The 25053-nt window shown below is 54.7% G+C and carries 25 protein-coding genes; 14 read left to right on the top strand and 11 right to left on the bottom strand.

All coding sequences use genetic code 11. The annotated features are described in order from the left end of the window. Positions 1–11: 11 nt before the first annotated feature. Genes xdhC through guaD form a run of 4 tightly spaced genes read right to left on the bottom strand, consistent with a single transcriptional unit; the run spans position 12 to position 5895 of the window. Positions 12–788, bottom strand: coding sequence for a xanthine dehydrogenase accessory protein XdhC (xdhC, locus tag QNH99_RS11195; protein ID WP_283378608.1), 777 nt, complete (start codon positions 786–788; stop codon positions 12–14). Further along, complete coding sequence (xdhB, locus tag QNH99_RS11190; protein WP_256852611.1) at positions 775–3141, bottom strand: xanthine dehydrogenase molybdopterin binding subunit; 2367 nt, start codon at positions 3139–3141, stop codon at positions 775–777. The genes xdhC and xdhB overlap by 14 nt, the downstream gene beginning before the upstream one ends. Beyond that, entirely contained in the window at positions 3131–4570 is a 1440-nt protein-coding gene (gene xdhA, locus QNH99_RS11185; protein ID WP_410516660.1) for a xanthine dehydrogenase small subunit, read from the bottom strand. Before xdhA ends, xdhB begins: the two co-directional genes overlap by 11 nt. After that, the gene (gene guaD / locus QNH99_RS11180; RefSeq protein ID WP_096010568.1) at positions 4567–5895 is read right to left on the bottom strand and encodes a guanine deaminase; all 1329 of its coding nucleotides are present in this window, start codon (positions 5893–5895) and stop codon (positions 4567–4569) included. The genes xdhA and guaD overlap by 4 nt, the downstream gene beginning before the upstream one ends. Positions 5896–6278: 383 nt before the next feature. Between guaD and ydfG the strand changes: the two genes are divergently transcribed. After that, the gene (ydfG, locus tag QNH99_RS11175; RefSeq protein WP_063879687.1) at positions 6279–7025 is read left to right on the top strand and encodes a bifunctional NADP-dependent 3-hydroxy acid dehydrogenase/3-hydroxypropionate dehydrogenase YdfG; all 747 of its coding nucleotides are present in this window, start codon (positions 6279–6281) and stop codon (positions 7023–7025) included. Positions 7026–7053: 28 nt separating this feature from the next. On the opposite strand, the gene QNH99_RS11170 is transcribed toward ydfG, so the two are convergent. Next, a complete protein-coding gene (locus QNH99_RS11170) occupies positions 7054–7380 on the bottom strand; it encodes a YnfA family protein (protein WP_063881184.1) in 327 nt (108 codons plus the stop codon). Positions 7381–7513: 133 nt separating this feature from the next. Between QNH99_RS11170 and QNH99_RS11165 the strand changes: the two genes are divergently transcribed. Both QNH99_RS11165 and QNH99_RS11160 read left to right on the top strand, forming a co-directional pair. Beyond that, positions 7514–7837, top strand: coding sequence for a DUF1283 family protein (locus QNH99_RS11165; protein ID WP_063879688.1), 324 nt, complete (start codon positions 7514–7516; stop codon positions 7835–7837). 45 nt (positions 7838–7882) lie between these two features. Further along, entirely contained in the window at positions 7883–8179 is a 297-nt protein-coding gene (locus tag QNH99_RS11160; RefSeq protein ID WP_063879689.1) for a DUF1161 domain-containing protein, read from the top strand. Between the two features lie 89 nt (positions 8180–8268). Here the strand turns inward: QNH99_RS11160 and QNH99_RS11155 are convergent, their stop codons facing one another. Beyond that, positions 8269–9735 (bottom strand): MDR family MFS transporter, encoded by a 1467-nt coding sequence (locus tag QNH99_RS11155; protein ID WP_410516659.1) that lies wholly within the window; start codon positions 9733–9735, stop codon positions 8269–8271. A 378-nt stretch (positions 9736–10113) separates the two neighbouring features. On the opposite strand from QNH99_RS11155, the gene QNH99_RS11150 reads away from it, so the two are divergent. From QNH99_RS11150 to osmV, 4 genes are read left to right on the top strand one after another with little or no spacing between them, the layout of a single operon-like run. Continuing rightward, positions 10114–10830: an ABC transporter permease gene (locus QNH99_RS11150; RefSeq protein ID WP_063879691.1), complete on the top strand. Its 717-nt coding sequence runs from the start codon at positions 10114–10116 to the stop codon at positions 10828–10830. Between the two features lie 16 nt (positions 10831–10846). Then, a complete protein-coding gene (locus QNH99_RS11145; protein WP_172897112.1) occupies positions 10847–11758 on the top strand; it encodes a glycine betaine ABC transporter substrate-binding protein in 912 nt (303 codons plus the stop codon). 9 nt (positions 11759–11767) lie between these two features. Continuing rightward, positions 11768–12415: an osmoprotectant ABC transporter permease OsmW gene (gene osmW / locus QNH99_RS11140; protein ID WP_096010567.1), complete on the top strand. Its 648-nt coding sequence runs from the start codon at positions 11768–11770 to the stop codon at positions 12413–12415. Beyond that, a complete protein-coding gene (gene osmV / locus QNH99_RS11135) occupies positions 12415–13551 on the top strand; it encodes an osmoprotectant ABC transporter ATP-binding protein OsmV (RefSeq protein WP_063879694.1) in 1137 nt (378 codons plus the stop codon). Before osmW ends, osmV begins: the two co-directional genes overlap by 1 nt. A gap of 148 nt (positions 13552–13699) precedes the next feature. On the opposite strand, the gene bioD is transcribed toward osmV, so the two are convergent. The 3 genes from bioD to QNH99_RS11120 all read right to left on the bottom strand — a co-directional run bounded on the left by bioD (position 13700) and on the right by QNH99_RS11120 (position 16752). Beyond that, positions 13700–14398, bottom strand: coding sequence for a dethiobiotin synthase (gene bioD / locus QNH99_RS11130; RefSeq protein WP_063879695.1), 699 nt, complete (start codon positions 14396–14398; stop codon positions 13700–13702). A 115-nt stretch (positions 14399–14513) separates the two neighbouring features. Beyond that, positions 14514–15731, bottom strand: a complete 1218-nt coding sequence (locus QNH99_RS11125; protein WP_096010566.1) for a sugar metabolism global transcriptional regulator Mlc — start codon at positions 15729–15731, stop codon at positions 14514–14516. A gap of 136 nt (positions 15732–15867) precedes the next feature. Further along, positions 15868–16752 (bottom strand): LysR family transcriptional regulator, encoded by an 885-nt coding sequence (locus QNH99_RS11120; protein ID WP_096010565.1) that lies wholly within the window; start codon positions 16750–16752, stop codon positions 15868–15870. 94 nt (positions 16753–16846) lie between these two features. Here QNH99_RS11120 and QNH99_RS11115 point away from each other — a divergent pair, with 94 nt between their 5' ends. From QNH99_RS11115 to QNH99_RS11090, 6 genes are all read left to right on the top strand, one after another. Further along, positions 16847–18094, top strand: coding sequence for an MFS transporter (locus QNH99_RS11115; RefSeq protein WP_410516658.1), 1248 nt, complete (start codon positions 16847–16849; stop codon positions 18092–18094). 165 nt (positions 18095–18259) lie between these two features. Continuing rightward, positions 18260–18517 (top strand): hypothetical protein, encoded by a 258-nt coding sequence (locus tag QNH99_RS11110; RefSeq protein ID WP_096010563.1) that lies wholly within the window; start codon positions 18260–18262, stop codon positions 18515–18517. Between the two features lie 203 nt (positions 18518–18720). Continuing rightward, entirely contained in the window at positions 18721–19266 is a 546-nt protein-coding gene (cybB, locus tag QNH99_RS11105; RefSeq protein ID WP_410516657.1) for a cytochrome b561, read from the top strand. A gap of 165 nt (positions 19267–19431) precedes the next feature. Further along, positions 19432–20616, top strand: coding sequence for a sugar transporter (locus QNH99_RS11100; protein WP_410516656.1), 1185 nt, complete (start codon positions 19432–19434; stop codon positions 20614–20616). A gap of 597 nt (positions 20617–21213) precedes the next feature. After that, entirely contained in the window at positions 21214–21537 is a 324-nt protein-coding gene (locus tag QNH99_RS11095) for a hypothetical protein (protein WP_063879702.1), read from the top strand. Between the two features lie 56 nt (positions 21538–21593). After that, entirely contained in the window at positions 21594–21692 is a 99-nt protein-coding gene (locus QNH99_RS11090) for a YoaK family small membrane protein (RefSeq protein ID WP_015700245.1), read from the top strand. A gap of 2 nt (positions 21693–21694) precedes the next feature. On the opposite strand, the gene QNH99_RS11085 is transcribed toward QNH99_RS11090, so the two are convergent. Both QNH99_RS11085 and QNH99_RS11080 read right to left on the bottom strand, forming a co-directional pair. Further along, a complete protein-coding gene (locus tag QNH99_RS11085; RefSeq protein ID WP_063879703.1) occupies positions 21695–21961 on the bottom strand; it encodes a DksA/TraR family C4-type zinc finger protein in 267 nt (88 codons plus the stop codon). A 102-nt stretch (positions 21962–22063) separates the two neighbouring features. Beyond that, positions 22064–23659 carry an ABC transporter substrate-binding protein gene (locus tag QNH99_RS11080; RefSeq protein WP_063879704.1) on the bottom strand — a complete coding sequence of 532 codons (1596 nt, stop codon included), beginning with the start codon at positions 23657–23659 and terminating at the stop codon, positions 22064–22066. Between the two features lie 127 nt (positions 23660–23786). On the opposite strand from QNH99_RS11080, the gene pepT reads away from it, so the two are divergent. Beyond that, entirely contained in the window at positions 23787–25013 is a 1227-nt protein-coding gene (pepT, locus tag QNH99_RS11075; RefSeq protein WP_410516655.1) for a peptidase T, read from the top strand. Positions 25014–25053 lie beyond the last annotated feature (40 nt).

Below are 25053 nucleotides of genomic sequence, written 5' to 3'. Positions count from 1 at the left end.
GACAGAACAACCTACCCGCGTGGTTGTTGATACACCGCGATAATTTCCCCCGCAATCGCGACGGCGATTTCGGCGGGCAGCTTCCCTTTGACATCGGGTAAGCCCATGGGACAGCGCAGGCGCGCCAGCCGGTCTTCGCCAATCCCTTTGCCTTCCAGCCGGTAGCGAAAGCGCTGACTTTTGCTTTGCGAACCGATGACGCCGGCATAGCGAAAATCACCCCGCCGCAGGATAGCTTCGCACAGGGCAAGATCCAGCGGATGATGGTGGGTCATAACGATATAATAGCTTCCGGGGGCCGCCCCGGCCACGCAGTCCAGGGGATCGTCGGGCTGCTGGACGTTGACGCCAGGCGGCACCGACGCAAACTGGTTATCCCGACTGTCAATCCAGTTAATGTGACAGGGTAACGTAGCCAGCAGGCTAACCAGCGCCTGACCGACGTGACCGGCACCAAACACCAGGATTTCTGGCTGCGCCTGCATGAGCGGTTCAAACAGAATCGTGGTCATTCCGCCGCAGCACTGCCCCAGTCGCGCGCCCAGGCTGAACTCTTCGGTATGGGGGCGCCGCTCTCCACCTTCTAACAGCGCCCGTGCCTGAGCGATGCACTGAAACTCCAGGTGACCACCACCGATGGTGAGAAAGGTTTCACTGTCCGTCACCACCATCTTGGCACCACCGTCACGCGGTACTGAGCCTCGGTCTTTCAGCACGGTGATCAATACGCAGTGTTGCCGCTTCTGGCGCAGGTCGTGCAGAATGGCAATCCAGTCATGATAAATCATCCGCACCTCCGGTCATGCGCTGTACGCCCCAGAATACCCGCTCCGGCGTGGCGGGCGCATCCAGCCCGGGATGCAGGCGATAACCGGCCACGCTGGCCACCGCATCCTGCAATGCACACCAGGCGGCGATCCCCAGCATGAAAGGCGGTTCGCCCACGGCTTTCGAATGAAAAACCGTGTCCTGCGGGTTCTTGCGGTTTTCCACCAGGGTGACGCGCATGTCGGCCGGTACATCACTGATGGCAGGAATTTTGTAGCTCGCGGGGCCGTCAGTCATCAACTGGCCCTGGTCATTCCAGACCAGTTCTTCACAGGTCAGCCAGCCCAGCCCCTGTACAAATCCGCCTTCAACCTGTCCGATATCGATAGCCGGATTCAGCGACGCGCCCACATCATGCAGAATATCCGCCCGTAGCAGCCGGTATTCACCCGTCAGCGTATCAATAATCACCTCACAGCAGGCCGCACCGTAGGCGAAGTAGTAAAAAGGTTCGCCGCGACCGGCCTGGCGATCGTAATGAATGCCGGGCACGCGATAGTAGCCGGTAGCCGAAAGCGGCACCTGGTTCAGCCAGGCAAGCTGGGCGACCTGAGCAAAGGTGTAATAGTGATCCGCCGCCCGAACGATGCCGTTGCTGAAATTCACCGCATCTGGCGCGCACGCGTGCAGCGTGCATAACATGTTTGTCATGCGCTCACGCAGGATTTCGGCGGCGTTCTGTGCCGCTTTGCCGTTAAGATCTGTGCCACTGGACGCCGCCGTCGGCGAGGTGTTGGGTACTTTCCCCGTATCGGTGGCGGTGATTTGAATGCGATCGACCTCAATTTGCAGCACCTGGGCGACAATCTGCGCCACTTTGGTGTTGAGTCCCTGGCCCATTTCTGTCCCGCCATGGTTGAGCTGCACCGTACCGTCGGTATAGATCAGAATCAGCGCTCCGGCCTGATTGAGGAAACTGGAGGTAAAGGAAATACCGAATTTAACCGGCGTCAGCGCCAGTCCGCGTTTCAGCACGGGATGCGTCGCGTTAAACGCTGCGATGGCTTCGCGCCGGGCATAATAGTCACTGCTGGTTTCCAGCTGCGCCGTGATCTCATCCAGCAGATTGTCTTTCACCTGCTGGTGGTAATGGGTGATATTGCGCTCATGTTTGCCGTAATAGTTGCGTTTGCGCAGCGTGAGCGGGTCCAGCCCCCGTTCACGGGCGATGTGGTCCATGATTTGTTCGATGGCGACCATGCCCTGCGGACCGCCGAAGCCGCGAAAAGCCGTATTGGATGCGGTATTAGTGCGACAACGGTAGCCCGTGATCAACGCATCCCCAAGGTAATAGGCGTTATCCGCATGAAACATGGCCCGATCCACTATCGATCCGCTCAGATCGAGCGAGTAGCCGCAGTTCCCGGCAAGATCGATTTTTACACCGCACAGCCGTCCGTCGTCGTCCACGCCCACATCGTAGCGCACATAAAAAGGATGCCGTTTGCCGGTAATACGCATGTCATCGCGCCGGGCCAGGCGCATTTTAACCGCGCGCCCGGTCAGGTTCGCCGCAACCGCACACAGGCAGGCAACGCTCGCCGCCTGGGTTTCTTTACCGCCAAATCCCCCGCCCATGCGCCGCATATCAATCGTCACTTTGTTCATGCTGATGCCCATGACCTCTGCCACCAGCTTTTGAATTTCCGTTGGATTTTGCGTGGAGCAAAAGACCTGCAGCGCATCGTCTTCACCGGGGATGACCATCGCCGTCTGGGTTTCCAGATAAAAGTGCTCTTGTCCGCCGATATGAAATGCGCCCTGAACGCGGTGCGGGGCACGCGCCAGCGCCGCCTCGACGTCACCGCGCTGGTGAATGTGGGGTTCCTGGACAAAGCTGCCCTGTTGCAGCGCCTGTTCCACGTCCAGTAATGCGGGCAGAACCTCATACTCGATGATGGCCGCCATCGCGCCCTGCCTGGCCGCGTCTGGCGTTTCGGCCAGGACGGCAAGAATGATCTGTCCAACGTATTCGACTTTTTCCTGCGCCAGCAGCGGATCGCCGGGCTGCAGTGGCCCGACGTCGTTTATCCCGGGCACCTCTTGCCAAGTCAGGACGCGCACCACGCCGGGAATGGCATAGCACGGCTGCACGTCAACCTGCGTGATGCGGGCATGTGCATGTTCACTCAGGCGAGGACAGAGATGCAGCAGGCCGGGCTGCTCCGCTTTATCATCGATATACATCGCTTCGCCAGACACATGTTTATCGGCGCTTTCATGTTTATTGCTGCGTCCCACGCCGCTGCTGATGTCACGCGCATGGGCAATGGGTAAGGCGGAATCGGGCAATGCCGGACGGTTATGAGACATAGCGGCTTACCTCGGTAATGGATAATCCATTCAGACGGTAGAAATAACGGCGCAGCAGGTTGCCCGCCACCTGCAGGCGGTAATCGGCACTGGCGCGGAAGTCGCTGAGCGGCTGGAAGGTTTCTGCCAGCGCCTGGCAGGCCTTTGCCATCGTTTCTGCGGTTAAGGGTAATCCGACGATGGCCTGCTCACAGCCCGCCGCGCGCACTGGCGTTGCTGCCATACCGCCAAAGGCGATGCGCGCCGCGGTGACAATGCCGTTCTCGGTCTGGATGTTAAAGGCGGCAAACACGGCCGAAATATCATCATCCAGGCGTTTTGACACCTTCCAGGCCACAAAATCAGGTGACACCGTCACTTTTGGAATGATGATGCTATGAATAAATTCCCCTGCCTCGAGCACGGTTTGGCGATAATCGGTAAAAAAGTCGTCGAGTGACAAGGTACGTTGCGTGTTGCCTTTCTGCAGAAGCAAGGAAGCATTTAACGCCAGCAGCGTAGGTGAAGCATCGCCAATCGGGGAGGCATTCGCAAGATTACCGCCCAGCGTGCCGAGCTGACGAATTTGCAGTGAGGCAAAACGCGTCAGCATCTCGGTCAAACCCGGTATGCGCGTCGCCATAAAATCGGCGATTTTTTCCAGCGAGGCCGCGGCTCCCAGCCGATAATACGCGTCATCCTCATGGCACACTTTCAGCGCATCAACCTGTCCTAGCGCAATCATCAACGGAATGCTCTGATAACGCTGGGTGATCAGCAGGCTGAGATCGGTGCCCCCTGCCAGCAACGCGGCGTCGGGCTGCGCCGCGTAGAGCGTGGCGAGCTGTTCAACGGTTTTGGGGATATAGCAGTAGCGGCCTTTGTCCTGCACCACCTGGACTTCCTGGCTATTCAGCGCGGTCAGGCGCTCAACTACCTTCTCTTCCTGCCGATCAAAGCGGTCAGGCTGCGGCTGCGTCACCACCTGCTCGGCGGCCGCCATGATGGAACGATAGCCGGTGCAGCGGCAGAGGTTACCGGCCAGCGCGTGCTCTGCCTGTTGACGATCCCAGCCATGATTGTTTTTCTGCAAACTGAACAACGACATCACAAAACCCGGTGTGCAGAAGCCACACTGTGAACCGTGGCAGTCCACCATGGCCTGCTGAGCGGGATGCAGGGTTTTGCCCTGACGTAAATCTTCAACCGTAATAAGCTGTTTGCCCTGTAATCCACTCACCAGCATCAGGCAGCTGTTAACGGTCTGATACTGTAATTTTCCGTCTACCACACTGCCCAGCGTCACGCTGCAGGCACCACAATCACCCGAAGCACAGCCTTCTTTGGTTCCACAGCGGCGCTTGTGGGTGCGCAGATAAGACAGCACCGTCAGATTAGGATCGATCTGTTCTTCGGTAATCGGTAAATCGTTAAGCAGGAACTGAATCATGCGGCATTCTCCCTTGTGGCGGATTGCCAGACTGGCTGACCGTTAACCCAGGTCTGAACGATGTTTCTGTCATCGCCCAGGGTCATCAGCACAAACAGTTTCTCCCAGATATCCTTGCAGTTACTCATGCGCAGCTTTTGCAACGGGGAAACGGCCATATCCAGCACGACAAAATCGGCTTCTTTACCTGGTAAAAAATTACCAATGTGCTGGTCAAGATCCAGGGCATGAGCACCGCCCAGCGTGGCATGATAAAAGGCTTCTGCCGCACTCAGCCTGTATTGTTGCAGCTGGCCGACCTTGTAGGCTTCCCCCAGCGTTTGCAACATATTAAAGGTGGTTCCCGCCCCCACATCGGTGCCCATGCCGACGTTAATGCCCTGCTGCCAGCTGCGTTTGATATTAAACAGGCCGCTTCCCAGAAACAGGTTTGAGGTCGGACAAAAGGCAATGGCGGAATCGGTATCATGCAGGCACTGCCATTCATGATTTTCCAGATGCAGGCAGTGTGCAAACACGCTGCGACGACCGGTCAGCTGGTATTGGTGGTAAACGTCGAGATAGCCATTGTGATCGGGGAACAGCGCTCTCACCCAGGCCACCTCCTGCGGGTTTTCGCTGAGGTGCGTATGGAGCCAGACATCAGGATAGGCCGTACGAAGCGTCTGCACTTTTTCCAGCAAGGCGGGCGAAGACGTGGGCGCAAAACGCGGCGTCAGGGCATAGCCCAGGCGGCCCCGCTGGTGCCAGCGTTCAATCAGCGCACGGGTTTGCTGATAGCTTTCTTCCGGCGTTTCGACGAGGTAATCGGGCGCATTGCGATCCATCATCACTTTTCCGGCAATGATGCGCATATTCAGCGCTTCAGCCGCGCTGAATAAAGCCTCTACCGACTGAGGATGAACCGTGCCAAAAATCAACGCACTGGTGGTGCCGTTGGCCAGCAACTGGTGAAGAAAAAACGCCGACATTTGCGCGGCATGTTCCGGGCAGCGGTACTGGCCTTCTACCGGGAACGTATACTGATTCAGCCATTCGAGAAGCTGTTCACCAAAGGCACCGATCATTTCCGTTTGGGGATAGTGGATATGGCAGTCGACAAAACCCGGCATGATCAACTTACCGCGCAAATCGATGACGGCGTCTGGACGCAGGCTGTCGCTCACCTCATGCCAGTCATGCAGCGCCACAACGCGGCCCTCACGTAAAATGAGCAGGCCATCGTCGATATAACGCGCCTGGGCTAAAATAGCCTCAGGATCTTTTGCCACGTCGACGAAATCGAAAAAACTGGCGCGAATCGCTGTGTCCGGGCTTGTAAACATAGGGTTTCCTCTTACCGGACGCGTCATCTCGTCGTCCTGTTCCTTTAACACTCTCTATAGGTAATACATTGCAAGAGTCGTGCCAGCAGCAGTTTAATTAAAATCCTTTATTTTCATAAAGATAGATGGATTTATTTGTTGCGCAACATTTACGCTGACAAATTCTCCACGCAACCGATTGCTCACTCAAGGCAATCGGTTGCTAAGCCATCTGCCGCCTGAATGCTTCCCCGGCAGCGTCGGGCACTGCACGGTTTTAGTGCAGCCTGCGCTAAAACAGCGCAACGTCGCGGTCATCATTGCCTCAGAATTCAACGGGCATACGCAAAACTGACATGCTAAGGTGATGCAAACACCACGAAACGGGATAAGGGAAAAGCGAGATGATTATATTTGTTACGGGGGCCACCGCAGGATTTGGCCAAAGCATTACCCGCCGGTTCATCGAAACCGGTCATAAGGTCATCGCCAGTGGACGTCGAGCAGAACGGCTGAAGGCGCTAAAAGCGGAATTGGGCGACAATCTGTATACCGTTCAGTTAGATGTGCGTAACCGGGCATCCATTGAAGAAGCCATCACGCAGTTGCCTGATGCGTGGCGTCATATTGATGTTCTGGTGAATAACGCTGGCCTGGCGCTGGGCATCGAACCGGCGCACCGGGCAGATGTGAATGACTGGGAAAATATGATCGACACCAATACCAAAGGGCTGGTCTATATGACGCGCGCCGTCTTGCCTGCCATGGTAGAGCGTAACGTCGGCCACATTATTAATATTGGTTCCATTGCCGGCAGCTGGCCTTATGCCGGGGGCAATGTCTATGGGGCAACCAAGGCTTTTGTGCGCCAGTTCAGCCTCAACTTACGTACCGACTTGCACGGCACGGCACTGCGCGTGACCGATATTGAGCCGGGCCTGGTCGGCGGTACCGAGTTTTCCAACGTGCGCTTTAAAGGCGACGATGACAAGGCCGATCGGGTTTACGAAGGCGCGACAGCCCTGACGCCGGAAGATGTCACCGAAGCCGTTTACTGGGTGGCGACACTGCCGAAGCACGTCAACATTAACACTCTGGAAATGATGCCTGTCAGTCAGACCCTGGCGGGACTGAAAGTCCACAAACCCTGATCGCAGCGCCAGCCACCCGGGCTGGCGTTTACGCTTTGCCCCAGCCCACCACGATAATTACCATGCCGCTCAGAGCAATCAGTGCGCCACTCCAGTCCCATACACTCAGCCTGACCCCGTCGACCACGCGCAGCCACAGCAACGCCGTCAGCACATAAACGCCGCCGTAAGCCGCATAAACACGTCCGCTGGCGGCAGGATGTAAGGTGAGCAACCAGACAAACAGCGCCAGGCTTAATGCGGCAGGAAATAACAACCAGACAGAGGCGCCCTTCTTCAACCAGAGCCACGGCAGAAAACAGCCAATAATTTCCGCCAGTGCGGTTATAAAAAACAGGAAGGTGGTTTTGAGCAGCACGATAATCTCTCTGACAGGTAAACAACATGCACACAACTGGTGAGCAAGTAATCGTCAATGGTATACTATCCTCATTTGATGCAATAGTTTTACCCATAGGTAAAAGCAGAGTTAATCGAAGGATATTACGATGAAAAAATTGGTTCCGGTTCTGATGGTGGCCCTGCTTTCTGCGACCGCCCTGTCTGTGAGTGCAGCTACCGATCACCTGATTATTGAAAACGGCAGCAGCGCGCTGAATAACGAAGCGGCACGCCAGAGTAAAGAGCAGTGGAATGATACGCATATGCTGCGTAATAAAGTGAACAATCGGGTGGAAAAAGAGTTCGATAAGGCCGATCGCGCCTTCGACACACGGGATAAGTGCGAACAAAGTGCTAACCTGAATGCTTACTGGGAACCGAACACGCTGCGCTGTTTAGATCGCCGCACAGGCCGCCCGGTATTGCCGTAAATTTCAGCTATAGTAATGACTGACGCATGACAAAAGGAAAGGGTTATGAAGATCAAGACTGCATTACTGACAGCGACGTTTTTGGCATTCCCCTTGCTGGCTCAGGCATCCTGCGAATCTGTAAAAGCGGATATCAGCCAGAAAATCATTCAAAACGGTGTGCCCGAATCTGGCTTTAGCCTAGACGTGGTCGCCAACGATCAGGTTGATCAGGCGGGCGGTCAGGTGGTCGGCCATTGCGACAACGACAGCCAGAAAATCGTCTATAAAAAGCTGGGCCGCGATGAAGGTGCATCTGTGCCGGACAGCGCAGGCAGCTCGCAAGATACCTCAACACAATAACGTTCAGGGCGACGATAACTGTCGCCCTTTCTTTTGCCGCGCTATCTCTCTGACCGCCTGTCACGCAACGCGTTACTGCTGCTCCCGCCTTATTCAGCCTGCTGTGGCTGTTGGCGCGGCATTTTCCATGCTACCCACATCGTCAGTAACGCAATCACCAACGCCACGATAAATACCGAATGCAGCGATGCGGCAATGGCCTGCAGCATATGTTGCAGAACATCGGGGGCCAGCCGATCGCGGGTTTCCTGTGACATGATTTGCTGAACCGGGTCCTGCGCCTGCGGCAGTCGCCACTGCAGATTCAGATTCAGCACGGCACCCATCACCGCCGTACCCAACGCCGAACCGATCATGCGGCTAAACATGACCGACGCGGTACAGATACCGCGCACGTCATAATCGGCATGATTCTGCACGGACACCAGAAACGTCGTGCTGGTCATTCCCATGCCGGTGCCGATGACAAACGCCGTAAATCCGGCCTGAAACAGCGAGCTTTCTCTGTGTAACAGCAGCAGCAAGGCGCTGCCGCTAATCAGCAACAGCGCGCCCAACAGCGCGGTAAAGCGGTAGGATGTCACCAGCATCAACCGGCCACTCAGGGTGCTTGCCAGCGGCCAGCCTATCGACATCATCGCCAGTGCGGTCCCCGCCTGAAGCGGCGATCCTCCCGTCACGCCCTGAATCCAGATCGGCAGAAAAGCGCTGACGCCCATCATGGTCGCACCAATCACCAGATTGCCTAAGTTTCCTGCGATGATAAGCCGGCTCTTCCAGATGACTAACGGAAACAATGGCGACCGGGTGCGCTGCTCATGGCGGGTTAACTGCCAGCCCGCCACCAGGCCAATGAGCAAAAACAGCAACAGCCAGTATCCCAACTGCTCCGCCTGCAACAGCGCAATCAGTACGGCGCTGATACATAACGTCAGCCAGCCGCTGCCGGTCAGATTCAGGGACTGAGACGGCTGAGCTTTCTGCGGGTGAGCGGGCAACAGCGCCGCCAGCATCAGCATACTGATCATGCCAATCGGTACGTTGACCCAGAAAATCACTGACCAGCTAAAGTGCTGAACCAGCCATGCGCCAGACAACGGGCCGATAATGGCGGCGACGCCCCACACGCTGGACAACCACCCCTGCACGCTGGCCCGTTCACGCGGGGAATAGACGTCGGCCACGATGGTGGAACTCAGCGGCATGATGGCACCGGCACCCAGTCCCTGGAACGCGCGGAAAATAATCAGCCAAAGCATACTTTGGGCAAAGCCGCAGAGCACGGACCCCATTAGAAAGAGGGTGATGCCAAGGAACAGCATCTTTTTTCGTCCCCACAGGTCGGCCAGCCGTCCATAGAGCGGCACGCTTACCGCCTGCGTCAGGAGATAGACCGAGAAAACCCAGCCGAACTGCGAAAAGCCGCCCAGGTCAGCCACAATGGTGGGCATCGCGGTCGCCACAATAGTGACTTCAATGGCCGCCATAAACATCGCCAGCATACAGGCAAAAAGAATCCAGTGACGGCGCGATGGTGCGGAGGTGCTGTTGGTCATGATGCTCCCTTTTTGAGTCCTCTAAGGCTAGCGCAAATTTAGCGCGACAGGAATCACTTCAACTCAATATGTGACACCGTCACCTAATAGATGCGTTTTTAGGTAGTTTCGCCCTTAAACCAGTTGCTATAAGGGCTGAGGCGCTTTTGGGCTATTCCTATCTTCCTGATTTTTCCGATAAAAACTGGCGCGCTTCGCTTGGCGCTGCTATAGGAATAAAGCTGTATTTTCTGCAGTTGCTGAAATTACGCAGAAAATGGCAGCGGTTTTCGATCTTTAGCGACAGTCATGGTTTTGGAAGCTGCAATCAATTTAGCCGCTTTTGTCATGCTGTTTTGGGTATGTATAACAACAGATCTGTTAACAGGGAGAATCCATATGCATAACGCTTCACTGGCCAAACGTGCCGGTCTTGCGCTGCTTGCTGTTGTAGCAGTGTTGGGCGCACTGGTCTGGGGGCTTGGCTGGGATACACTGGTCGCCCGCAGAGTCGATCTGATTTACCTTGGACAGCAGCACCTGTTTTTGGTGTTTTGGTCAATGCTGTTCGCGCTGCTAGTCGGTATTCCCAGCGGTATCCTGCTCAGCCGCCCTTTTGCACGTCGCTGGGCAGAATATGTGATGCAAATCTTTAACGTCGGCAATACGCTGCCGCCGCTGGCCGTACTGGCGCTGGCCATGGTGGTCATCGGCATCGGTGACAAGCCTGCCCTGATCGCGCTGTTTCTGGCCTCCTTACTGCCGATTGTCCGTAACACCTATTCCGGACTCAGCGCAGTGCCGCCTTCCCTGCTCGAGGCGGCAAACGGCATCGGTATGACAAAGTGGCAACGCCTGCGTCAGGTTGAAATCCCTAACGCCTTACCGGTAATTCTGGCTGGCGTGCGCATCGCCACGGCCATTAACGTAGGCACCGCCCCGCTGGCGTTCCTGATTGGCGCCAGCAGTTTCGGCGAGCTGATTTTCCCCGGCATTTATCTTAACGACTTCCCTGTGCTTATTCTGGGTGCGGTTGCAACCGCGCTGGTTGCACTGGTGCTGGATATGCTACTGGCGTCATTAGGGCGCTATCTCAGTCCGCACGCTGCGGCATAACAATAAGGGGTTTGTAATGCTAACGCGCTGGATTAAGAGTTGTACTCTGGCATTGATGACCACGCTGGCACTCAGCCAGACCGTACAAGCCGCCACACCGCTGGTGCTCGCGACTAAAAGCTTTACCGAGCAACACATTCTGTCTGCCATGACGGTGATGTGGCTGCAAAAGAAAGGCTTTGACGTTGTCCCGAAACGCAACATCGCGACCACCATCAGTCGTAATGCCATGATCAACAAGCAGATCGACATGACCTGGGAATACACGGGTACCTCGCTGATTATCTTCAACCATATCAACAAACCGATGTCCTCTGAGGAGGCTTACAACACCGTTAAAAATCTGGATGCCAAACTGGGCCTTATCTGGCTCAAACCGGCCCCGATGAACAACACCTATGCCTTTGCCATGCAGCGCGCCCGGGCTGAAAAAGAAGGCATTTCTACTATGTCGCAACTGGTTGCAAAAATGGAACAGGTGCGAAAAACGGACCCAAAACACAACTGGCGTCTTGGTCTGGACCTGGAATTTTATGGCCGTTCCGATGGGATGAAGCCCCTGCAGAAGGCCTATAACCTGACGCTCGACAGGCCACAGATTCGCCAGATGGACCCGGGCCTGGTCTACAACGCTGTACGCGATGGTTTTGTTGATGCCGGGCTGATTTACACCACGGACGGGCGCGTGAAAGGGTTCGATCTTAAGGTGCTGGAAGACGATAAACACTTCTTCCCCAGCTACAACGTGACGCCGGTGGTGCGTAAAGACGTCCTGGAGAGCCATCCCGGTCTTGAGGCGGCGCTGAATCAGCTTTCCCCGCTGATTACCGACGAGGCCATCACCGAGATGAACAAGCGGGTGGACATCGACCACCAGTCACCTGAACAGGTGGCGCGCGATTTCCTTCAATCCAAAAACATGCTGTAAGGAGGCATCGTGGATACCCTTCATTACATCATTGATAACTGGAATAACCTGCTCACGCTTACCTGGCAACATACCTGGCTGGTGCTGGTCGCGGTGGGATGCGCCATTGTGATTGGCGTGCCGCTTGGCATTTTGATCGTGCGGTTCAAATGGCTGGCAACGCCGGTGCTTGGGGTTGCCACGATTGTACTGACCATCCCAACCATTGCCCTGTTTGGCCTGATGATTCCGCTGTTCTCCCTTATTGGTAAGGGAATCGGTGCCTTGCCCGCTATCACAGCGGTGTTCCTCTACTCATTACTGCCTATTGTGCGTAATACCCACACCGCGCTGGAGAATCTGCCAGATGGCCTGCGTGAAGCCGGTCGCGGCATTGGCATGACGTTCTGGCAGCGCCTGCGTTGGGTGGAGATTCCCATGGCGCTCCCGGTGATCTTCGGTGGTATCCGTACCGCTGTGGTCATGAACGTCGGCGTGATGGCTATCGCTGCCGTAATCGGCGCGGGCGGCCTGGGCATGCTGTTGCTGGATGGTATCAGCGGCAGTGATATTCGTATGCTGATCGCCGGGGCGCTGATGATTTGTCTGTTGGCTATTGTTCTTGACTGGCTGCTGCACCGTTTGCAGCTGGCGCTGACTCCTAAGGGAATTCGATAATGATAAAACTTGAAAATCTGACGAAAACCTTCAGCCAGAAAAATGGCACGCTGATGAAAGCGGTGGACAATGTGAGTCTGGAAGTTCCCGCCGGGGAAATGTGTGTGCTCCTGGGCCCTTCCGGTTGTGGTAAAACCACCACGCTGAAAATGATTAACCGGTTGATTCCCGCCACCAGCGGCCGGATTTTAATTAACGGCGAAGATACCAGTACGCAGGACACCACCACCCTGCGCCGCAATATCGGTTACGTGATCCAGCAAATCGGCCTGTTCCCTAACATGACGATTGAAGAGAACATTACCGTTGTACCACGCATGCTGGGCTGGGATAAGAAGCAGTGCCGCGAGCGGGCAACGGAGTTGATGAGCATGGTGGCGCTTGATCCGCACAAGTTCCTGCACCGCTATCCGCGCGAAATGTCCGGGGGCCAGCAGCAACGTATCGGGGTGATCCGCGCGCTAGCGGCGGACCCACCAGTGCTGCTGATGGATGAGCCTTTCGGCGCGGTAGACCCGATAAACCGGGAAGTGATTCAGAACGAGTTTCTGGATATGCAGCGCCAGTTAAAGAAAACGGTGATGCTGGTCAGCCACGATATTGATGAAGCGTTAAAGCTTGGCGATCGTATCGCGGTCTTCGGTCAGGGCAAAATTGTCCAGTGCGCCAGCCCGGATGAGTTGCTGGCAACGCCAGCAAACGAGTTTGTTGGCTCGTTCGTCGGTCAGGACCGTACCCTGAAGCGTCTGCTGTTAGTTCAGGCCGGCGATGTCACCGACCAGCAGCCAACGATCACGGTGAAACGCTCAACGCCATTAACGGAGGCCTTTGGCACCATGGACGACAACGACATGCGTTCCATTACCGTGGTGGACGACGACGGTAAGCCATTAGGTTTTGTGAAACGTCGCGAAGCACGAAACGCCAGCGGTCGCTGCGAAGAGATGCTGCATACCTTTAAAGTCACCGGCAAAGCCGAGGAAAACCTGCGTGTGGTGCTGTCAAAACTCTATGAGCACAACACCGTATGGATGCCAATTGTGGATGAGGATGGACGCTACAGCGGGGAAATTTCTCAGGATTATATTGCTGACTATCTCAGCTCAGGGCGGACTCGTCGTCGTCTGAATCCGTAACGAATCAGGGCCGCAATCGCATTGCGGCCCTTTTATGATTGACCTTGCTTCTCATCCCATATCACTGTCTGTTGGTGCTCTCAGACACATCACGTCTGAAAAAATAAAGCGTTCTGATTAGCGGACTACCCTGATATTGCGGTTTATATCAGGCTATTTTTGCACGGGCAAAATGCAGGTTATCCGCGTTAAGCCGCGAGATATCAAGATATGGCGACAGGTCGCGTTGCTCTGCGCGCGGTAAATAAGGCAACTCACCCAGAAGGGGCGCGGAAATCTGTTCACGCAGGACAGCAATGATATCGGCATAGTGCGCCAGTCCGGGATTAATACGATTTGCGACCCAACCCACAAGCGGTAAACCGTCTGCCAGAATCGCCTCGGCCGTCAGCAGCGCATGGCTGATGCAGCCTAACTTAATACCGACGACTAAGATCACCGGCAGTTGCTGCTCGACCACCCAGGTCGAAAGCGGTTGCGTATCGTTCATCAGGCTGCGCCAGCCACCGGTGCCTTCGACCACCACGCGGTCGACAAGCTGATTGAGGTGCTGCAACCCTTGGGTGATTTGCGCATAGTCCACCTTTTCAGGCGGATAGCCGCAAATCTCCTCTTTCTCAAAAATCACCGGATTGACGGCATGATACGGCAGCGCAAGGGAAGAGGCGTTTTGCAAAAATAAACCGTCCTTGTTTCTCAGGCCCTCTTCTGTCCTGACCCCGCAGCGGGCAACAGGTTTGTAACCCGCTGCCCGCTCGTTCGCCTGACTAAAACTTTGTAGCAGCGCGCGTGAGACCACGGTTTTTCCCACTTCGGTATCGGTTCCAGTAATAAATAGCGTTTTCACTCGACTTCTCCTTCACAAGCGGTATGGGCTAATCGACGATTAGGCTTTCGTGCGAATTCACATTCTAAGGAAGGAAAAGACCGGGCAGATTGCGTTAGCGCAAGGTTAGTGATGCTTAACCTTGCAGTAACTTAACTAACAGGTAACCACTGTAGAGTGAATCCTTGATCAAGGCGGCGGCGCCAAGTGTGCCAGGCTCAGTAAATTCAGTCGGTGCTAGCTGAATTTCAGCGCTGTAAGCAGGTAAAGACTGCTGATGAATCGTGTTCTGTACGGCGGGAAATAAAATATCTGCCGCCTGATTTAGCGGCGAACCTATAAGAATTTGTTGAGGATTAAAGATGTTGACCATCATGCCCAGGATTCTGCCAACGTGATGTCCCACCGTCGCGATCGCATCCCGGGCGAGCCGATCGCCGGCCTGCGCCGCCTCGCAGAGAGCGGAAAGCGTTAACGCCTGATGATGTAACAGGCTGTCAGGCTGGCCTGGCAGCCGTTGGGCGACCAGCGCCAGCAGGCTGCCGGTGCTGGCAACCGTCTCCAGACAGCCGTGATTGCCGCAGTAGCACTGCTGACCGTAAGGATCGACCTGAGTATGGCCCACTTCGACCAGCGCCCGTCCGCTTTTGTGCAGCAGTTGACCGCCCGTGATGACACCCGCGCCGACGGTTTCATCGATCACAATCTGTATCACGTCCTGTGCGCCACGAGACGCCCCAAACAACGACTCAGCCAGCGTCCAGGCTGAGATATCATGCTGGATAAATACCGGCAGACCGGTGCGTGCCGCCAGGGTGCTGCCCAGAGGCATATCATGACAACGGTAACCCGGTAAACGGTGCACGACGCCGGAGGCGGCATTAATCAAGCCCGGCAAGGTGATGGCTATCGCGGTGAGCCTTTCTAACTGCTTCTGATGCCGAATAAAAAACGCATCGACATGGTCGGTCAGAGTCGTCAGCAACGGCTGTGTTGGGTCATCGGGCAAAGGCAGATGATCCTCAACCCGCGCCCTGCTGCTCAGATCGCGTAAGGTGAGCGTCAATATGCCACGATGCAAACGGATAGCCAGATAGTGCCAGGCATCCGTATCAAGGATAAGGCCAATCGCCGGACGTCCACGGGCACCCGGCTCCTGAAACTCGGTTTCCTGAACCAGGTGGGCATCAAGCATTTCCCGCACGATTTTTGTGATGCTGGCAGGGGCCAGTTGGGCCCGTTTTGACAGTTCAATACGCGAAATGGGCCCATGCTGATCGATTAACCGGTAAACGACCCCCGCATTAATTTGTTTGATTTGGTCAATATGGCCAGGTTGACTGTCCGAACTCACACCCTGCTCCGGTTATTTTCGCGCTTCTAAATAAATATCCGCTATGGTGCGGCAGATTGGCTTGTTACGGCAAAGATTTGCTTAGATATGTGATTTATCACACATAATTTTTCTGACATTGTGGGATCGCTGCCCTTTAGCGACGCAGCAAAGCCATCATATGCGTCATCTGCGCGCTCATCTCTCTTTCACCCGACCACACCAGCCACATCTCCGAGAGCGCATCCGGTTCCTTAAGCGGCAGCCATACCACATTCGCGAGGCGCGCGTGGCTAAATGACAGCGGCAGGATGGAAACGCCCAGCCCGGTTGCCACCAGTCCTAATATGGTCATCGCCTCGCCGACTTCCTGAGTGATATAGGGCCGGATTTGATAACGCTGCAGGAGATCAAGAATTTCGCTATAAAGCGCTGTCCCCACCTGGGGATCAAAAAACACAAAAGGTTCGTTTGCGAGTGCCTGTAGCGAAATCTGCCCTGCTGCGGCCAGCGGATGCGCTTTATGCACCACGGCACACAGCGGCTCACGCAGCAAAAGCTGATGATGCAGATCCGCCGGAAGCGGCGTGTTACGCATCACCCCAAGGTCCAGCTTCCCTTCATGCAGCGGAGCCAATTGCTGGCGGGTATTAATTTCCTGCATCTGAACATGCACCTCAGGCCAGCGCTGACGAAACCGATAAAGCGCATCCGACATCACGCCGATAAAAGCAGCAGAAGAGGTAAAACCAATGCGCAGCTCCCCCTCTTCACCGCGATGCAAACGCGCAGCGCGTTGCGTTGCCTGATCAACCTGCAGCAGGATGGCCCGCGCGTCCTGTAAAAACTGCTGTCCGGCGGGCGTGAGCTGCACGCTGCGATTGGTGCGGTTAAAGAGCTGCGCGCCTGTTTCCGCCTCAAGCTGCATAATTTGCTGACTCAGCGGCGGTTGCGAGATGTGTAAGCGTTGGGCTGCGCGGCCAAAATGAAGTTCTTCCGCAACGGCGATGAAATAACGTAGATGACGCAGCTCTATATTCATATGTTAAACATCTTATTTGAGATTATTAATATATTAGACAACCTAATCTGCCTTTTCTAGAGTAACGCTATGTTTTTACTCATAAGGACCCATTGTGAATCGCTCCTCACCTGCGCTGCCGCTGGACAGAAACGTGCCGGAACAGTCTGACGTTCCTGCGTCTGACGGCATCGTGCGCGGCACACGCCCGTTTATGCGCGTTACGCTCGCCTTGTTCTCTGCCGGGCTGGCGACCTTTGCCTTGCTCTATTGCGTACAGCCTATTCTGCCGGTGCTCTCCACACAGTTTGGCGTTTCACCCGCCGCGAGCAGCATTTCTTTGTCCATTTCAACCGCGATGATGGCCCTGGGGTTGCTGGTTACTGGCCCGCTGTCGGACGCGATAGGACGTAAGTCCGTGATGGTGACGGCATTAATGCTGGCGTCAATCTGCACCCTGCTGTCGGCCACCATGACCAGCTGGCACGGCATTTTGCTGATGCGGGCGTTAATCGGCCTGTCGCTGAGCGGTGTGGCCGCCGTGGGGATGACCTACCTGAGTGAAGAGATTCATCCCAGTGTGATCGCCTTTTCAATGGGGCTGTATATTAGCGGAAACTCGATTGGCGGTATGAGCGGCCGTTTAATCAGTGGCGTGTTAACCGACTTTTTTTCATGGCGCGTGGCCATCGCGGCAATTGGCTGCTTTGCCCTGGCCGCCGCCCTGATGTTCTGGAAAATCTTACCGGAATCCCGTCATTTCCGTCCGGCCTCGCTGCGCCCACGCCATCTGGCGATCAATTTTCGGCTGCACTGGCGGGATGCGGGATTACCGCTGTTGTTCGCAGAGGGCTTGTTATTGATGGGTGCCTTTGTGACGCTGTTCAACTACATTGGCTATCGCCTGCTGGGCGCGCCCTGGCATTTAAGTCAGGCCGTGGTGGGATTGTTGTCGGTTGTCTATCTGACGGGTTCATGGAGTTCGCCGAAGGCCGGGGCATTAACCAACAAGTTTGGTCGCGGTCCGGTGATGTTGGGTTCTACCCTGATTATGCTGACAGGCTTACTCCTGACTGCCTTTAACGCCCTTGTGCTGGTGTTTGTCGGTATGATGCTGTTTACCGCCGGTTTTTTCGCCGCCCACGCTGTTGCCAGCGGCTGGATTGGTCCTCGCGCCCGCCGGGCAAAAGGTCAGGCCTCTTCGCTGTATTTGTTCAGCTATTACGTGGGCTCCAGCGTGGCTGGCACGGCAGGCGGCTTTTTCTGGCATCAGTTTGGCTGGGACGGTATTACGCTGTTCATCTCCGCTTTACTGCTGGTGGCACTGTGGGTTGCCTGGCAGTTGCACAGGCGCAAACTCTAGCAAATCTTAATAAATATTCCGGGTGGTTTGCTGCCCGGAATGCGTCCTGTACAAGAATTGTCCGTATTATCAGCGTGATTGCTGATTTCACGCGTTTCCCCGCTATACTCGTTTTGATCCCAAAGATTAATGTAATCTTTGAATTCACAGCAAAGGGGAGACCTAATGGCGCGTTACTATTACGTCAACAAACAATCAGGCTACAACAATAATCATGTTGTGCATGCAAATGGCTGTAAATACCTTCCGGACCTGGAAGGTCGGCTGTTTCTTGGCACGTTTTATTCGGCGACCGCCGCCATTCAGCAGGCGCGCAAATATTATCCCGGCTCTTTAGGCTGTGAGGAATGTTGCCCGGTGACCGCGGCTAAACCTCAGCCTGCCCAGGACAGTGTGGCGCTTAAGCACGGCGTCGATTTCTGATTACGCGCGCCCGTTTGACGTAACGATGGCGGTTCCTGGCCGCCATCCTCAACCACTCCTGTGTTGCCCTTTATATCGCCCCTCTCTGCTGCCTGACGCGGCCAATCATCCTTTCGTTATCCCAGCCAGAAGTGGTCAATTCGTTAAGCTTTTTCGCTTTTTTCCGTTATCTTAGAGCCCTTACTTTCTGACAGGGATTTACCATGCGTGATAAATTTGCCGCATCTCAAATTGCGCTTCACTGGCTTACCGTTTTGCTGCTTGTCATCGCCTATGCCACCATGGAACTGCGCGGCTATGTCGAACGCGGCTCCTGGCAGCGCTTTGCCATGATGGTGACGCACTTCAGCGCCGGGGCGACCATTCTGGTGGTGATGTTGTCGCGGTTGCTGCTGAAAATCCGTCATCGCAGTCCTGCAATTATTCCCCCGGTGCCGCGCTGGCAAACCGGCCTGGCCCACCTGACGCACACACTGATTTATGCGCTTTTCATTACCCTTCCGGTGCTGGGTCTGGCGTCGCGTTATCTGAAAGGACGTGAGTGGTGGTTATTTGGCATTCCGATGCCAATGGCCGGCGAGCCTGACTTTGATCTGGCGGACACACTGACCGACTGGCACGAGACGCTCGCTCCCTTAGGCTACTGGCTGATTGGCTTGCATGTGGCAGCGGCGCTGTTTCATCACTATGCCCTGAAAGATAATACGTTGGGGCGCATGATGCCCGGACAACGTAATCGCCAGCCATAAACACCACCTGCAGGCGTCAGGCTAAAAAATTTCATCTTAATCGGCGCCTGGTGGTTCCACCCGGCGCTTAATTCCTCCACAATAACCGCTAAATTGTGACGCAGGTCACTCTCATGGGGTGAGCATTTTCATCCATTTTTGACGCACAGACTGATTTAACTTCTCATGCCATCAACAACTGTTTCCCGTAAAACGGCCTGGCTACGCGTGGTGCTGCTGGCCATCGCCGCTTTTGTTTTTAATACTACCGAGTTCGTGCCGGTGGGATTGCTTTCAGATATTGCTGCAGGCTTTTCGATGAAAACATCGGAAGTGGGGATTATGCTGACGATCTATGCCTGGGTGGTGGCCTTGTTGTCACTGCCTTTGATGCTGTTGACGCGAAATTTTGAGCGCCGGTTACTGTTAACGGTGCTGTTTAGCGTCTTTATTGCCAGCCATGTGCTCTCGACGTTTGCATGGAGCTTTAGCTCCCTGATCGTGTCACGTATTGGCATTGCGCTATCCCACGCCGTGTTCTGGTCCATTACGGCTTCGCTGGCCATTCGCGTTGCGCCTGCAGGTAAAAAGACCCAGGCGCTGAGCATGCTGGCGACCGGGACTGCGCTGGCGATGGTGCTGGGCGTGCCTATCGGCCGTATTGTGGGCCAGGCATTGGGCTGGCGTACCACGTTCGGCGTGATCGGACTGTCTGGATTGGTGCTGATGATTATGCTGGTCCGCATATTACCCCGGCTGCCCAGCGAGCACACGGGATCGCTCAGCAGCGTTCCCCTGCTGTTCCGCCGTCCGGCGCTGGTGGGAATGTATCTGCTGGTGACGTTGGTGGTGACCGCGCACTACACCGCTTACAGCTACATTGAGCCCTTTATGCAGCTTGTCGCCAACGCCAGCGAGGGGTTCACGACGTTACTGCTGCTGCTGTTTGGTTCGGCGGGCATTGTCGGCAGCCTGTTGTTCAGCTCGCTGGGTAAAAAATTCCCCTCTGCACTGCTGATTGCCGCTATTGCCCTGGTGACCCTGTGCATGGGGCTGTTAATCTTCGCGGCTGTTCGCCCTGGGGCTATCATTACCCTGTGCGTGATTTGGGGAATGGCCATGATGATGATCGGCCTGGGGATGCAAATCCGCGTGCTGTCTCTGGCCCCTGATGCCACGGATGTGGCGATGTCATTAATGTCCGGTATTTATAATATCGGTATCGGCGCGGGTGCGCTGTTAGGCAGTCAGGTTAGCGCTTATATGAGTCTGTCTGATGTGGGTAATGTGGGGGCGATGATTGGTCTGGCCGCACTATTATGGTGTGTCTGTATTTTCAAACGTTATCCACAGTTACGTTCTAATGGCTGATAATAACAGGCTTCAGATTTTATCTGGAGCCTGATGTTATTTACTGCTCCCCGTCACGCTCGTCTCAAATAAGATCACAGACCGTGCGACGTAAAACTCCGGTGCCCTTCCAGGCCCTGCTAAATAGCCGCTTATCAGGGTGAATCACTCTGACATTCTGAGAAATAGCGCTGCGTTCCGCCTCACCGAAAACGGTCAGATTGCTGAACAGTCATGCACCGTCCAGCCTGACGTACCGGACATCGGTCTGGCTGAAGTAAGTCCCCGGCCCTGTTTACCCGCCAGTCAACGATAAAATGCCCCCTGAAAATACCTGCAATCCTTAAGCTTATATTCTTAGCCTTTTTTATGGTCGTTACGCCCAGCGGTGCAGGATCAACAGGTTTAAACGTGTTGTATTAAATGCTTAATTAAAATGCATCGCTCATTGTTCAAAAAACGTATCGCGCATTGATTTAGGCCAATAGAATTTAACCTGCGGGTTATAAAGCCCGTCGGTTACTACGCAGAACTTAATATCACCTCAATAATCTCAACACTTCCATTACATCTGTTTACCCCGTATAACAGAGAAAATAATTAACGTCAGGTGTCATGATGACGAGAAAATGGTTAACGCTCTATTTATCGCGTAACGTCAGCCAGGTGATGCTGGAAGACTTTCGGGCAATTTTACCCGCGGATGGGTTGAAAATTTTTGTTAATGACTTAGACGACACACACCATGCCACAGTAGAATGTGTTCAGGCAGAGGATTCATGCGCACTCATCGCCTCTGCCGTTGTCGTGTGGCGTCAACTGGGCCATATCCACACGATGATGTACACCAAAGGCGAGCTGCAGCGTTCGGTTAATGAAGCGACCCAGTTTGAGCTGTTTACGTTGCTGAAGAACCATCGTGCCGTGCTACGGCTGGCGTAGCCCCGGAATAACATGGTCCCTGAATATTCATCCCTAACAACCCTGACAGGATAAACATGAGAATTGGTCTGTTGTTCCCCATCGCTATCATCGTGGCCGGTATCGGTTTTCTCGCCTGGTTTATTGGCAGTGGCCTGGCCATGCCGGGCTCCTGAGCTTAACGTAGCTGACTGTCTTTACTGCCGCGACGGTTATACAGACTGCTGTCTTTTTGTTGCTTATCGATTTTTTCCTGACAGGCGACACAGTAGCGCACGCCTTTCAGTGCCTGACGACGGGCAGCCGGAATCGGCTCACCGCAAAGTTCACACTCTGTGGCGCTTTCTCCCTGGCCAAGCGACTGACGTACGCGTTCAATACCGTCGTTGACCGTACTGTCGATCTGTTCCTGTACCGCCCCTTCTGAAGCCCAACCGTTTGCCATTGCTATTTCCTTACTTCGTATCAAACACCTCTTAAATGTACAACATATCTGATATTTTGCAGGCAAAACGGCGCACATCCCTGTGAGCCTGCACAGCATGGGTTACTGTTTAATATCGACCTGATAAAAGATGTGTTTGCCAAAAGGATCGACTTCATAGCCGCTGACCGTATTGCGGACTGGCTCGTAAATGGTCGAGTGCGCAATCATGACGGCAGGCATTTGATCATGCATCATCTGCTGTGCCTGCAGGTACATGCTGGTCCTTTTACTTTGATCCGGTTCGGCCCGCGCCTGGGTGATCAGCGTTTCAAACGGCTGATAGCACCATTTTGAAGAGTTTGAACCGCCTTTCGCCGAGGTACAGCTGTAGAGCGGCCCGAAGAAGTTATCAGGATCGCCCGTCGCAGTGGTCCAGCCCATCAGCGCGGCCTGATGTTCGCCGCTGCGCACGCGTTTAAGGTATTCACCCCATTCATAACTGACGATATTGGCTTTAATGCCGACTTTAGCCCAGTCAGCCTGAATCATCTCCGCCATCCTGCGCGCGTTGGGATTGTAAGGGCGCTGAACCGGCATTGCCCACAGCGCGATTTCCGTACCCGGCTTTACGCCAGCCTCTGCCAGCAGTGCTTTTGCCTTTTCTGGATCGTAGTCATAATCCTTAAGATCCTTGTCCGCGCTCCATACACCCGGCGGAAGGATGTTTTTGGCAACCGTACCTGTGCCTTTAAAAATCGCCTCAATGATGGCCGGCTTGTTTATCGCCATAGCCAGCGCCTGGCGGACTTTTACATTATCTGTCGGCGCTTTGGTGGTATTAAACGCCAGGAACCCCGTGTTCAATCCTGCCGCCTGCTTCAGGGTGATGTCCTTGTTCTGCCGCATTTTTTCGAGATCGGCCGGATTCGGGAACGGCATCACCTGACACTCATTTTTTTCCAGCTTGGCATAACGGACCGCCGCATCAGGTGTGATGCTGAAAATCAGCCGATCAAGTTTGGCTTTTCCCTGCCAGTAGTCAGGAAACGCCTTGTACAGAATGCGTGAGTCTTTTTGATACTGAACCAACTGGAAAGGCCCGGTACCGATCGGGTCCATATCGACCTTCTCAGGCGTGCCCGCCTTCAGCATTTTGTCAGCGTACTCAGCAGAGTGGATGGAGGCAAAATACCAGGCCAGATCGGCAAGAAAAGGGGCTTCAGGATGAGCCAGCGTAAAGCGCACGGTATGGTCATCTACGCGATCGATGTGGGTGATGAGCGTCGCCAACTCCAGGCTGTCAAAGTTGGAATAGTTGCCACCCGATACCGCATGATAGGGATTTTTACTGTCCATCTGGCGCATAAAAGAGAAGATCACATCATCCGCGTTAAACGCGCGGCTGGGCGTAAACAGCTTATTACTCTGGAATTTGACGTTATGACGCAGATGGAAGGTATAAACCTTACCGTCGGGACTGATGTCCCACCGCTCTGCCAGGCTCGGAATCAGTTCCGTTGTGCCAGGCTTAAAATCTACCAGGCGGTTGAATACCGGCACTGCGCTGGCATCCACGCTGGTTCCCGAGGTGTAAAGTTGCGGATTAAAGTTCTCCGGGGAGCCTTCTGAGCAGTACACCAACGTTTTCGCATTGACGCCGCTCGCCAGAGCAATACCCGCAGTAAGCAGTGCCAGGGTCGTTAGCCTGTTTCTCATTATTGTCCTCGCTTTCTGTTGACTTCCGTTAGTCAGAATATCTAAATGAATTATTTAGATGTTTGATAGATAGCATGAATCTCCACCATAGCGAACCCCGCAGTACGTCAACTAATAAGGATTAGTGATGACCGACAAACTTCAGACGCAACTGATCACGCGTTTTTTTCGTTACCTGGCGGTAAGCAGTCAAAGTGATGCCAGGTCCAGCACATTGCCGAGTACCCCGAGCCAGCACGCGATGGCGAAGCTGCTGGCGGACGAATTGCGCGAGCTGGGCCTTGAGCAGGTTGTGATTGATGAACATGCCACTGTGACCGCGGTAAAACCGGGCAACTGCCCTGGCGCGCCTCGCATTGGGTTTATTACGCACATCGATACGGTTGACGTCGGGCTGTCCCCTGACATCCATCCACAGATCCTGACCTGGCAAGGAGAGGATCTCTGCCTGAACCCGCAACAGGACATCTGGCTGCGTCGGGATGCGCATCCGGAGATCGCGCCCTACACCGGTCAGCCGATTATTTTCAGCGACGCCACCAGCGTATTAGGGGCGGATAATAAAGCGGCGGTGAGCGTCGTCATGACGCTGATGGAGAATTTACAGGGCAAACACGGCGATGTGGTGGTGGCATTCGTCCCCGACGAGGAGATCGGCCTGCGCGGGTCTAAAGCGCTGGATCTTGAAGCCCGCTTTAACGTGGATTTTGCCTGGACGATTGACTGCTGTGAACTGGGCGAAGTGGTGTATGAGAACTTCAACGCGGCCGCAGCGGAAATCCGCTTTACCGGCGTACCGGCGCATCCGATGTCGGGGAAAGGCGTGCTGGTTAACCCCTTGCTGATGGCCCACGATTTTATCAGCCACTTTGACAGGCAGGCGACGCCGGAACATACAGAGGGCCGTGAAGGCTATATCTGGTTTAACGAAATGCAGGCCAACGCCAGTGTTGCAACGCTTAACGCATCGATTCGCGATTTCGATCTGACAAGTTTCGCGGCACGAAAACAGCAGCTTCAACAGGTTGTCGAGCTTATCGCCGCACGCTATCCCACGGGCAAGGTAGAGATGACCGTTCGCGATATTTACAGCAACATTAGCAACGCTATTGGTGACGATCGTCGGGCCGTTGATCTGATTTTTGCTGCCCTGCGCGAACTGGATATTGCGCCCAAAGTGATCCCTATGCGTGGCGGTACCGATGGTGCAGCGCTTTCTGCCAAAGGATTATTAACACCGAACTTCTTTACGGGCGCGCATAACTTTCATTCACGCTTCGAGTTTCTGCCCGTCACCTCGTTTGTGAAGTCCTATCAGGTGGCAGAGAAGCTGTGCTATCTGGCAGCGGAATAGTTCATCAGGAAGGCCGTTGTAAAACACCGCCTTCGCGATG

Source organism: Pantoea allii, assembly GCF_046529425.1.
GTDB lineage: Bacteria > Pseudomonadota > Gammaproteobacteria > Enterobacterales > Enterobacteriaceae > Pantoea > Pantoea allii.
This window is presented reverse-complemented; position numbering and strand designations above follow the sequence as displayed.